The organism is Roseivirga sp. UBA1976 (assembly GCF_002336325.1).
In the GTDB taxonomy this organism is placed as follows: domain Bacteria; phylum Bacteroidota; class Bacteroidia; order Cytophagales; family Cyclobacteriaceae; genus Roseivirga; species Roseivirga thermotolerans.
In genome coordinates this window covers 1-11353 of sequence record NZ_DDDQ01000064.1, presented here as the reverse complement: position 1 = coordinate 11353, position 11353 = coordinate 1, and the positions used below count along the sequence as shown (strand labels likewise).

9 protein-coding genes are annotated in these 11353 nt (G+C 45.2%); 5 read left to right on the top strand and 4 right to left on the bottom strand.

What is annotated here, in order from left to right; all coding sequences use genetic code 11:
* Positions 1 to 157 precede the first annotated feature (157 nt).
* A complete protein-coding gene (gene dnaA / locus B3763_RS06770) occupies positions 158 to 1588 on the bottom strand; it encodes a chromosomal replication initiator protein DnaA (protein ID WP_189628371.1) in 1431 nt (476 codons plus the stop codon).
* A 257-nt stretch (positions 1589 to 1845) separates the two neighbouring features.
* On the opposite strand from dnaA, the gene B3763_RS06765 reads away from it, so the two are divergent.
* The 5 genes from B3763_RS06765 to B3763_RS06745 all read left to right on the top strand — a co-directional run bounded on the left by B3763_RS06765 (position 1846) and on the right by B3763_RS06745 (position 7579).
* Positions 1846 to 2982 carry a methylmalonyl-CoA mutase family protein gene (locus B3763_RS06765; RefSeq protein WP_286745056.1) on the top strand — a complete coding sequence of 379 codons (1137 nt, stop codon included), beginning with the start codon at positions 1846 to 1848 and terminating at the stop codon, positions 2980 to 2982.
* Positions 2982 to 5093: a methylmalonyl-CoA mutase gene (scpA, locus tag B3763_RS06760; RefSeq protein WP_286745053.1), complete on the top strand. Its 2112-nt coding sequence runs from the start codon at positions 2982 to 2984 to the stop codon at positions 5091 to 5093. The genes B3763_RS06765 and scpA overlap by 1 nt, the downstream gene beginning before the upstream one ends.
* Positions 5090 to 5980 carry a hypothetical protein gene (locus B3763_RS06755; RefSeq protein WP_286745052.1) on the top strand — a complete coding sequence of 297 codons (891 nt, stop codon included), beginning with the start codon at positions 5090 to 5092 and terminating at the stop codon, positions 5978 to 5980. The genes scpA and B3763_RS06755 overlap by 4 nt, the downstream gene beginning before the upstream one ends.
* The gene (locus B3763_RS06750; protein WP_286745050.1) at positions 5970 to 6380 is read left to right on the top strand and encodes an NUDIX hydrolase; all 411 of its coding nucleotides are present in this window, start codon (positions 5970 to 5972) and stop codon (positions 6378 to 6380) included. The genes B3763_RS06755 and B3763_RS06750 overlap by 11 nt, the downstream gene beginning before the upstream one ends.
* Positions 6381 to 6451: 71 nt before the next feature.
* Entirely contained in the window at positions 6452 to 7579 is a 1128-nt protein-coding gene (locus tag B3763_RS06745) for a hypothetical protein (RefSeq protein WP_286745047.1), read from the top strand.
* Here B3763_RS06745 and B3763_RS06740 read toward each other — a convergent pair.
* Genes B3763_RS06740 through B3763_RS06730 form a run of 3 tightly spaced genes read right to left on the bottom strand, consistent with a single transcriptional unit; the run spans position 7554 to position 11051 of the window.
* A complete protein-coding gene (locus B3763_RS06740) occupies positions 7554 to 8888 on the bottom strand; it encodes a hypothetical protein (protein WP_286745044.1) in 1335 nt (444 codons plus the stop codon). The two genes, B3763_RS06745 and B3763_RS06740, sit on opposite strands and share 26 nt — an antisense overlap.
* Positions 8881 to 10344 carry a cellulose synthase family protein gene (locus B3763_RS06735; protein ID WP_229838479.1) on the bottom strand — a complete coding sequence of 488 codons (1464 nt, stop codon included), beginning with the start codon at positions 10342 to 10344 and terminating at the stop codon, positions 8881 to 8883. The genes B3763_RS06740 and B3763_RS06735 overlap by 8 nt, the downstream gene beginning before the upstream one ends.
* A 23-nt stretch (positions 10345 to 10367) precedes the next feature.
* Positions 10368 to 11051 carry a glycosyltransferase family 2 protein gene (locus B3763_RS06730; protein ID WP_286745037.1) on the bottom strand — a complete coding sequence of 228 codons (684 nt, stop codon included), beginning with the start codon at positions 11049 to 11051 and terminating at the stop codon, positions 10368 to 10370.
* Positions 11052 to 11353 lie beyond the last annotated feature (302 nt).

Here is an 11353-nt window from a genome sequence, read left to right as displayed (position 1 = left end):
TAGCGAAATTTATCTGATCTTTTTTGATTTATTTTCCGAGCTGGAAACTGAGATTCGAAAATCAGAAAACTTCAAACACACTCTGGAAATCACTGTAGGGCAACATGACGAGGAGTTGTTTCTGCTACTGAAAACGGAAAACTAGTGAACAGAAGTCCTAAACCAACTTCATTTTCATCTTCTTCTTCAGCTCTTCTATGGCCTGAGCAAATTTTTGGTCGATATCCATCATATCACTCACCGACTGCACCGCATGAATTACCGTGCTGTGGTCTCTTCCGCCAAAGTGGTAGCCAATAGATTTTAAGGAATGGTTGGTGTACTCTTTGCAAAGATACATGGCTACCTGGCGGGCAATTACAATCTCCTTCTTTCGGGTTTTGTCTTTTAGGTCTTCAACACTAATCTGAAAGTATTCGCCCACCGTTTTCTGGATGTAGTCAATACCTACTTCAGACTCTATATCGTGCACAATGTTTTTGAGCGTTTGCTTAGCCAGTTCCAGGTTAATATCGGTCTTGTTGAGCGTAGCATGCGCAATGAGCGAAATAAGCACGCCTTCCAACTCCCTCACATTAGTATCTACCGAGTAGGCCAGGTACTCCACCACATCGTCAGGAATATAAATTCCATCGGACTGCATCTTACGCATAATAATGGCCATCCGGGTTTCAAAATCAGGCATCTGAAGATCGGCCGTAAGCCCCCATTTAAAACGTGAAAGCAAGCGATCTTGCAATCCCTTTAAATCGCGCGGAGCTCTGTCCGAAGACATTATAATTTGCTTACCGTTCTGGTGCAGATGATTGAAAATGTGGAAGAACATTTCCTGAGTTTTCTCCTTTCCGCTAAAAAACTGAACATCGTCTATAATTAGCGTATCTACCTGCAGATAGTAGTTGGTGAAGCTCTGAATGCTATTGTTCTTAATGGCATCGGTAAACTGGGTCGTAAACTTTTCGGAAGAAACATACAACACAAAGTTGTTTTTGCCCTCTTCACCAATCTTATTACCAATGGCCTGCACCAGGTGAGTTTTACCCAGCCCTACACCACCATAAATCATCAAAGGGTTAAAGGAGGTAATGCCAGGTTTCTCTGCTACCGCTATACCTGCCGAACGTGCCAGCCGGTTGCAGTCGCCCTCTATGTAGTTGTCGAAGCTATAGTTAGGGTTAAGGTTAGAATACCTCGAGTTTTTATCCAGCGAAGGCATCTCAAAAGGATTCAGCACTTCGGGCGAGTCAGCCCCTTTACCCCATCCGTTGTTAGCACTTTTGTGCTGTCTTTGATTCGGCAGCGTTACCGCATACGCCTGATTCTTCACGCTTCCGCTGTCTACAATTACAGAATACTCCAGCTTGCCACCGGGGCCCAGCTCATTTTGTATGCATTGCCTCAACAAGTGCACATAGTGCTCTTCCAGGTATTCATAAAAAAACTGACTTGGAACCTGAATGGTAAGCGTGTCGTTCTCAAGCTTTATGGGTCTGATCGGCTCAAACCATGTTTTAAAGCTTTGATCACCCACCTGTCCCCGAATCAGATCGAGGCAGTCATCCCATACAGAAGTTTCGCTTTTCACCATCAACAATTCAAAAATTGACCCTTACTTTGCCAGAGGAGGGGAACAAAAATGAAAAAAAACACAGACAATGGAAAGCCTAAGAACTGTAAGAGGAGAAAATAGTTTTCCCCACTAATCCACACGTTATCCACACTCTTTTCTGTTGATAAGTTGACTAGTCTCTGATAGTCAAGCCCTAACTGCACTCATTTTAGATACCAGAAAGATTTAGGCTCCAAGACGAAAAAACGTATTTTCGCACAAGTAAACCGTAATTTATGGAGAATAGCTTATTCGAGGATTTTTCTAAACATTCCGCTCAAGACTGGATGGCTCAGCTGGAAAAAGATCTGAAAGGCCAACCAACAGATTCGCTTTTGTGGAAAACCGGGGGAGTGAAAGGAAAGCCATTTTACACGGCTGAAGACCTTGATTTCGAAAGGTTTGACTACACTCATTTCAGCCAAAACACCGCCTTACTGGGCGACCGGTTTTGGGTGAATTACCAGCCCGTAGAAGTTGTGCATGAGTCAGAAGCCAATAAAGAGGCGCTAAATGCTTTGGCAGGTGGTGCCAGCGGCATACTCTTCGAGTTGAGCGAAACTCCCGACTACCAGGTGTTGCTCAAAGATATAGAACTGAAATACTGCCATGTGGCATTCCATTTTGAGCGTCAAAACCTGGCCCAAACACTCGTTGAAAAATACCGCGAGTACCTGAAAGCTAAAAACATACCACTGGAAGAAACCAACGGCTTTATACATGGCCCGGGAGCACCACTTTTGAGCACAGGTCCTAAGTTGCTGATGGCTATGATGAACAGCGAGAGCGACACTCCTTTAAACCTGGCCCTTACCATAGGCCGATTAATTGATCGGGTAGATACGCTCACTGAACAAGGACATGGTGTGGAAGATTGCCTTCGTCAGGCAGTACTTCAGGTGAGGTTGAGTAACGACTTCTTTTTAGAAATAGCCAAACTGCGGGCACTCCGCAGACTCTTCAGCACGATTGCTACAGGCTATGGCCATGAAAGCGCAAGCCCAACCCTTGTTGCAGAAGCCGGCCCCTGGACCGGTGAAGAGGCCGATCCGCATAGTTTTCTGCTGCATGCCACTACACAGGCCATGTCCGCAGTTATCGGAGGAGTGGATGCCTTGTTGGTTAGACCTTTTTATAATGTATTCCCAAGCAAAAAATCACTGGCACAACGCATAGCCAGAAACATCTCTACTATTCTTAGTGAAGAGTCTTACCTGAATAAAATGGTAGATCCGGCTGCCGGCTCCTACTATATAGAACACCTTACAGAAGAACTCTTCCATCAGTCGTTCAATATCTTGCAACAAATAGAGCAAGAGGGTGGAGTGTCTAACCTGGACCTGACTAGTTTTCAACCTAAAACCAGCCGTTAATGAGACCGAAATTAGCACCAGCAACCCCAAAAAATAATCAAAACCATAGCGGCCAAACCTGGAAGTCGGCCGAAGGCATAGAAATACCGGCCAATCCCAACACCTTAAAACCAGAAACACCGGAACATCTGGGTTTCGCAGCCGGTATGCCCCCATACTTAAGAGGCCCCTACAGCTCCATGTATACCGTTAGGCCATGGACCGTAAGACAATATGCCGGTTTTTCTACTGCCGAGGAGTCCAATGCCTTCTACCGAAGAAACCTGGCTGCCGGCCAAAAGGGTCTGTCTGTAGCTTTCGATCTGGCCACACACCGTGGCTATGACTCCGACCACCCGCGCGTGGTGGGCGATGTAGGAAAAGCAGGCGTAGCCATAGACTCCATTCTCGATATGCAGGTGCTTTTCGATCAGATTCCGCTAGACAAAATGTCTGTTTCCATGACCATGAATGGTGCCGTAATTCCAATCATGGCCTTCTATATAGTGGCAGCCGAAGAACAAGGTGTGAATAAAGAGCAACTAAGCGGAACCATTCAAAACGACATTCTCAAGGAGTTCATGGTACGAAACACATACATCTATCCTCCTGCTCCCTCCATGAGAATTATAGGTGATATTTTCGAATACACCTCCCGATACATGCCCAAGTTTAACTCCATCAGCATTTCGGGCTACCACATGCAAGAAGCCGGAGCCACAGCCGATCTGGAACTGGCCTACACCCTGGCCGATGGACTGGAATACCTTAGAACAGGTATCAATGCCGGCTTAGATATCGATGACTTTGCCCCACGGCTATCCTTTTTCTGGGCCATTGGAATGAACCATTTTATGGAAATTGCCAAAATGAGGGCCGGCCGATTGCTTTGGGCCAAACTGGTCAAGCAATTCAACCCAAAAAACCCGAAGTCTATGGCTTTAAGAACGCACTGCCAGACTTCCGGTTGGTCGCTTACAGAACAAGATCCGTTCAATAATGTGACCCGGACCTGCGTAGAGGCTATGGCTGCCGCCATGGGTCACACACAATCGTTGCATACCAATGCGCTCGATGAAGCCATTGCCCTACCAACCGATTTTTCGGCTCGCATTGCTCGAAACACACAACTTTTCTTACAAAAAGAAACCGGCATAACCCGGGTTATCGACCCCTGGGGAGGTTCACATCATGTAGAGCACCTCACCGATCGGCTGGTAAAAAAAGCCTGGTCGCTCATTCAGGAGGTTGAAGAAATGGGGGGTATGGCCAAAGCTATAGAGCAAGGCTTGCCCAAGCTAAGAATTGAAGAAGCTGCCGCCCGAAAGCAAGCCAGAATAGACTCTGGGAAAGACGTTATTGTGGGTGTGAACCAATATGCGGTAGAGGAAAAAACAGACATTGAGCTATTAGAGGTAGACAATACCGCTGTATTGAAATCGCAAATAGCCCGATTGGAAAAACTACGCAACGAAAGAAACAACGAAGCTGTTCAAGGCTCATTGAAAGCCCTTACCGAATGTGCACGCTCCGGCCAGGGCAACCTGCTGGAACTAGCTGTAGAAGCAGCCCGCAACAGGGCTTCTCTAGGCGAAATATCCATGGCTATGGAAGAAGTTTTTGGCCGACACAAAGCTGTGACGCAAACAATTTCGGGTGTATATTCGAGTGAAGTGAAAGAAAATGAAGACTTTCTGAAAGCCAGAGCGCTGGCCGATGAATTTGCCGAACTGGATGGACGGAGACCTCGCATTATGGTGGCCAAAATGGGTCAGGACGGCCACGACCGTGGGGCCAAAGTAATTGCGACTAGTTTTGCCGACCTGGGATTCGATGTAGACATAGGCCCGCTTTTCCAGACTCCGGAAGAAGTAGCTTTGCAGGCCGCAGAAAACGATGTACACATTGTGGGGGCCTCCAGCCTGGCCGCAGGTCATAAAACCCTCATTCCGCAGCTAATTAACGAGCTAAAGAGAATAGGAAGAGATGATATAATGGTGATAGCCGGGGGAGTAATTCCGCCAAACGACTATGAGTTTTTATACAATGCCGGAGTAGCAGCCGTATTCGGACCGGGCACCGTTATTGCCAAAGCTGCTCAGGAGATACTCCAAAAACTGATTGAGGAGTGAACAAAGCTTTAGTCTTAGTTGGTCTGGTGGTCTTCCTTAATCTGGGTTGTGAGCAAAAAAGAACCCTCGCCAGTTTTTCCGATGAAGAATTAGAGAAAGTGTCTTTTAAAATTGGCACAGCACTAACCCAAAACAAACCGAAAATTCTATCGGCACTCATTGGGCTTTCTCATCTGAAAGACAGTTGTGTTCGGCTGGCTAAGACCAAAGGCTACAGTGACTATCAGCTTGAATCCATTGGATTGGAGAATCCGAAAGTACTTAATGATGGTCTAAGAACCACATTAAATTGGCTTTGTTACTATTCTTCCATAGATGGCCGGGTAACGCTTACTTCAAAAGAATTACAGAAAGATTCTTACCGGCTCACCTTCGTGTATACCCACCCGTCCAGTATTTTCGAGGTATTGGAGTTTAAACTCATTACCAACGGATACCAGCTGTTTATTGGCGACATAGACCTTGTACACAGAAATATGCCTCTTTCTAAAATGGCTTTTCAAAGCATTACATCACCCGGCTATTTCGAGCTGCTTTCCGAACTTGCCAAAAACCTGGAAAAAGCATACAATGAAGCCAGCATGAACCGATGGGAAAGAGCAGAATATTTCTACAACCGCGTGCCAGAAGAGTTCCTATTTGAACCTCTTTTGGCCGACTACTCCATAGCCTCCACCTCGCTGATTGATCCTGACATGACTCTTAAAGTCTTCAATGAGCTGATAGTTTCGTGCGACAATGAAAAAAGTAAATTATACTGGCGTTTAAGGAAAGAAATATACTTCCATGAAAATGATTCTCTGGAAATCCTGGCCCATCAGTTAGAAAACCTGATAGGTAAAAACAGCATCACAAAGATAATCTCAGAAAAGCTCGATGGAAACTAAAACTACGATCATAGACAAACTGGCCTGGCTAGAGATTGTTGATGGCAAAATTCTGGTTGCCCGCAGTAAAGGGAAAGATACCTTCTATATTCCGGGTGGAAAACGTGAGCCGGGCGAATCGGACGATGAAGCCTTAATGAGAGAGATTGAAGAAGAACTGTCGGTTGCCTTGCTTCCCAATTCTTTAGAGTATTATGGTACATTTGAGGCACAAGCCCACGGGAAGCCGGAAGGTGTTGTGGTGCAAATGACCTGCTACTGGGGCAAGTATCAGGGTAAAATTGAGCCCGCCTCGGAAATAGAAGAAATTCGTTGGCTTAACTTTGCCGATAAGCAACTTGTTTCCTGGGTAGACCGTCTCATTTTTGACGATTTGCTGAGCAAAGGGTTATTGAGCTAAATATTAGCCCTTCTGTTTTCAAGATTGCCAAATAAAAGATTTCTTTGTCCCATGCTTGAAAAGCCGTTTGTATGCAATTAATAGAGGTAAAAAATAGAAGCGAAGAACTAGCCTTTTTAGATGTGGCCCGGGAGCTCTATAAAAATGATCCCGAATGGGTTTGCCCTCTGGATACAGACATTGAGGCGGTTTTTAACCCTGAAAAAAACACCTACTATCAGCATGGTGAAGCTACCCGTTGGATTCTTAAAAACAGCTCCGGCAAGCTCATTGGCCGAGTAGCCGCTTTCATCAACGAAAAAAAGGCCAACTATAACAATAAGCGCATTGGCGGCATTGGTTTTTTTGAAAGCATAAATGATGAAACCGCCTCCAAAATGCTGTTAGACGCTGCCATTGACTGGCTCAAAGAGCGAAAGGTGACTACAGTTGACGGCCCCATTAATTTTGGAGAGAACGACCAGTACTGGGGGCTGTTGGTTGAGGGCTTTACTCAACCATCGTACGGAATGGCCTATAATCATCCGTATTACAAGCAACTTTTGGAAAGCTATGGTTTCCAAAAGAAAATGGAGCAAATCACCAATGAGTTTACCCTGGAGAATGGCCTTAGCCCCCGATTTGTAAAAATTGCGGAATATGTGATGCAGCGTAGGCCTAACCTCGAAATTCGTGAGTTCAAGCCAGCTCTAATCGATGGGTTTGCCGAAGACTTCATGAACATATACAACAGCGCCTGGGCAGAGTTCGAAAACTTCACTCCTATTAAAAAGGAGTATGTGATTGAAACCTTCCGAAAAATAAAACCCATAGTAGACCCCGGGCTGGTGCAGTTTGCTTATGTAGATGGTGAACCGGCTGCTTTTGTAATGTGCCTGCCCGATGTAAACCAGATATTCAAAAAGTTCAACGGCAAACTAAACCTCTGGAACAAGCTTCGGTTTGTGTGGCTAAAGAAAACCAAATACATTACCCGGGTACGCGTGGTAGTCATGGGAAGCAAACCCAAGTTTCAGAACATGGGGCTGGAGTCAGTACTTACCTATTGCTGCTTTAAGCACACCATTACCAACACCAATGTCAATGAAATAGAGCTCTCGTGGGTGGGCGATTTCAACGAAAAAATGCTGGCTATTCATAGAGGCCTGGGAGCCAAACCTTCCAAAAAGCACATTACTTATCGTTTAGAGTTGAATTAAAAATCAGCTTATCCCCTTTTAACCCCAGCAGCTCTGCCACAATGATTAGAGCCAGAAGGCCGTATTCAACAATTACAACATCCAACCTGTCGACATATTGTCCGCCAGAATAGTTGATGTAGGTGAGGAAAATGAGGTACGACCACACTAGCGGAAACCGAAACCTGGAGAACACACTTAGCGCCAACAGAGGAAGAACATACCAAGGATGAACCGTTGTGGCAAAAAGCAAATAAAACAACCATACCCAAACCATTTGCCGCGGCCATTGGCCTTTCTTTTTGGCCAAAAGAGAGTAAATCATTATTGAGCCAAGGGTAGCGTACATCATCCATTTGCCCGATTTAGCAATAATGTTGTGCCCCTCTGTTTCAAACCCATACCACCGGGCCAGGTAGTAAAAGCTGCCATTGAACTCAAATTTTTGATAGTACAGTTGAAGACTTTCCCAAATAGCCCAAACATGAGCCGTATTAATCAATGGCAAAAAGGTCACTGCCAAAGTACCCGTCACAATCAATCCATAGATAACGGTCTTTTTCACACCCAATTTGCGAAGCAGCAAAGGCAAGGCAATTAGTGGAATAAATTTGGTGGCTACTGACAGCCCAAAGAAAATGGCTGAAATATGGAGTCTGCCTTTTTCGTAGTGCCAAATGGCCTGTAACAAAAAGAAAATAAGTATTACTTCAAAATGAAGATTGCCACTGAATTCCAGTACCACCAAAGGGTTGAGCACATACAAAAGTCCGTAGTGTTTGGGTAATTTATAATGGGCCAGCAGGCGCTGAATTAGCTTTAGGTTTCCCCAATCGAAAACGAGCAGCACAATGCGCATTACTACTATAGACCAAAATACCGACTGTGGAGAAAACAGAGCACCAATAAAAAACACCAACTGATTGAGTGGCGGATAAATGCTAAAATACTCTTTGGAATTGAGTTTTTCGTACAAAACCGCATCAACACCCTCCACTCCGCGGTTGAGAAAATAATTTGGTAAGTGTTTGTAGGGGTCTTCCAGTGCGGTTAGCAGGCGACCATCCCATATAAACCGATAGACATCGTCTGACAACTTGGGAATGGAAGCAATTAGCAGCAAACGTAACAACATGCCCCAGTAGTAGGCCAGGTCTTCTTCGCCCGGCTCTAGTTTTTTGATTATCAATACTACCGAACCAAAGAAAAGTGTGTAGCCAGCGATCAGTGGTAAAGTGGCTTCGCGAGGCACAAAATACCCCAGATAGATGGTTAGGGCTGCACTGAGAATAAACCCCAGGTTGAGCCAATAATTGTGCTGTCTAGGCATGTCTTGTATGCTGTACCGAATAGTAGAACACCAACAAGAAACCTAAACTAAGCAAGATATGAAAGGGCAGAAGGGCAAAATCGTTGAAATAGAAAGCCAACGCCAGGCCTGCCGAAAAGTAGAGGCTCAGCAAGCCTTCTACCAGAGTAAGAGGGTTTACCTTCCTACTAAAGTATTTATTTCCATGCCAACTGTCTTTGGTGGTCTTTATATTGAATTTCGGGGTTCGGATAAAAGGACTTTTCTTACCAATCAATCCTTCAAAAACAGCTACAGCATTGTGTACTGAAAGTCCCAGAAAAACAGAGAGGAGCATAAACATTTGAGGCACAAACTGTCGCAAGTTTTGCCAAAAACTTACCCCATCGTTCTTAAATCCATTCCAATAAAAAATGACCAAAAACACATAGCCCATCAGGAATATCATGGAAATATTGAGCAGCATGCCCCAACCATCGGACAGGTTGCGAATAAAAAGCACCGGAACACTGAGCAATGCCGTAATAACAATGCAAATAAACACAGCCGAGTTTAGCAAATGGAAAGCCGCATGAAACTTAGTTCCCCAGGGCAGCTGAGCTTTTAACACTTGCGGAAGCAGCTTTCTGCTTGTTTCAGCAGCCCCTTTGGTCCAGCGGTATTGCTGTGATTTTATGGCCCCCATAGCGGCAGGCAATTCGGCCGGAGCTACAATTTCGGGGGTATAGAATATTTTCCATCCTTTGAGTTGAGCCCTGTAGCTTAAGTCCAGATCTTCTGTCAGTGTATCGGCTTTCCAGCCTCCTGCATCTTCAATACAGGTCTTTCGCCAAACGCCTGCAGTACCGTTGAAGTTGAGAAAGTGCCCGCCCTGAAATCGGCCGTTCTGTTCTACCCGAAAATGAGTATTGAGCCCAAAGGCTTGCAGACGAGTAAGCAACGAATACTTTTCATTGATGTGCCCCCAACGTGTTTGCACTACCCCAATATCTTTGGATTGATTAAAGTGTGGCACCGAGCCTTTCAGAAAATCGGGTTGAGGCACAAAGTCGGCATCGAAAATGGCGATAAACTCGCCTTTGGCACGGGCCATTCCATATTGCAATGCACCCGCTTTAAAGCCTTTACGCTCCGGACGTCTAACGTGCTCAATGGCTACCCCTTGCTGCTGCCAGTGGCTTACTTTCCGGGCAATAAGCTCAACGGTTTCATCGTCAGAATCGTCCAACACCTGAATTTCAAGACGCTCTTTCGGCCAGTCGAATCGGGCAACGGCATCGATAAGGCGCTCCACCACATACAGCTCATTATACACCGGCAGCTGCACCGTAACCATGGGGTACTCATAGTCAGGACCAACGGTAGCCGGTTGCTTTATTTGACCCTTTTTAACTGCTTTTTTGTAATGATACACCAGGCTTAACTGCGAAATACTGTAGGCAAAGATGAACAGCAGCGCCCCTGTGTAAAGTGTCATTATCAGTAGTTCCAGCCAGTACATTACAAATACTTAAATATGGTATATAAAATTTTATAACCTGCCATAACAGTGCCCTTCACAGTACCCGACACTTTGCTAACCCCTATTCTCCTTTTATAGTTTACAGGCACCTCTGTACAGCGTAGGCCCTGCTGAGCAGCTTTCAGTTGCATTTCAACCGTCCAGCCATAATTTCTATCCGTCATATTCAAGGCCATAAGACGCTTGTACTTAATGGCTCTAAAAGGCCCCAAGTCAGTAAAACGAACTCCATAGAACCATCGCAAAAGAGTGGTGGCCAACCAGTTACCAAACACCTGCGGAAAAGTCATCGATCCCGACTCTCGTGTACCCAAGGCTCGGGAACCAATCACCATATCGAAATTATCCTCAATAATTGGGTGCACCAGTTCGGGTAATTGTGTGGGGTAGTCTGAATAATCGCCATCAATAAACACTACAATATCTGTTGTATCATTCAGGCCTTTCAGATATTCCAGTCCCTTTAAACAGGCGTTTCCATAACCCGGGGTCATTTCATTCAATACAGTGGCTCCGGCCTGCCGGGCTACTTCCACCGTATTGTCGGTAGAAGCATTATTCACCACAATTACCTCCTTAACCATGGGCTTGGGAATATCCCTTACCACCAGCGCAATAGATTTTTCTTCATTAAATGCCGGTATAATAACCCTGATGTTCAACAACTCCCTTTTCAAAACAAAGCGCAAAGCTATGAAATATCAACTTCATCAAAGCCAAACACCTTGCTCGAAGTTCCATCTTTGACCAATTAGCTCTCCAGTTGTCAGCTATCAAACACTTTAGAAGGCAAGCCACCAGCCCGTCACTATATATCCTGAGAAGACGGCTGCCAGATTCAGCGGACTTCAGACAATTTACCACCTACATTAAAATAACCTGAGTTCGATGTAAGTAAGTAGTAAAATATCCCCTCTTAGGAGGTCATTGCGGAACATTTCTCTGAAAACTTCACATACGCAAA

Excerpts from the sequence above, each read along its gene's own strand:
- B3763_RS06735 (WP_229838479.1), bottom strand. The coding sequence starts at position 10,344 with ATGACACTTTACACAGGGGCGCTGCTGTTCATCTTTGCCTACAGTATT.
- B3763_RS06740 (WP_286745044.1), bottom strand. The coding sequence starts at position 8,888 with ATGCCTAGACAGCACAATTATTGGCTCAACCTGGGGTTTATTCTCAGT.
- B3763_RS06745 (WP_286745047.1), top strand. The coding sequence starts at position 6,452 with ATGCAATTAATAGAGGTAAAAAATAGAAGCGAAGAACTAGCCTTTTTA.
- B3763_RS06765 (WP_286745056.1), top strand. The coding sequence starts at position 1,846 with ATGGAGAATAGCTTATTCGAGGATTTTTCTAAACATTCCGCTCAAGAC.
- scpA (WP_286745053.1), top strand. The coding sequence starts at position 2,982 with ATGAGACCGAAATTAGCACCAGCAACCCCAAAAAATAATCAAAACCAT.
- B3763_RS06750 (WP_286745050.1), top strand. The coding sequence starts at position 5,970 with ATGGAAACTAAAACTACGATCATAGACAAACTGGCCTGGCTAGAGATT.
- dnaA (WP_189628371.1), bottom strand. The coding sequence starts at position 1,588 with ATGGTGAAAAGCGAAACTTCTGTATGGGATGACTGCCTCGATCTGATT.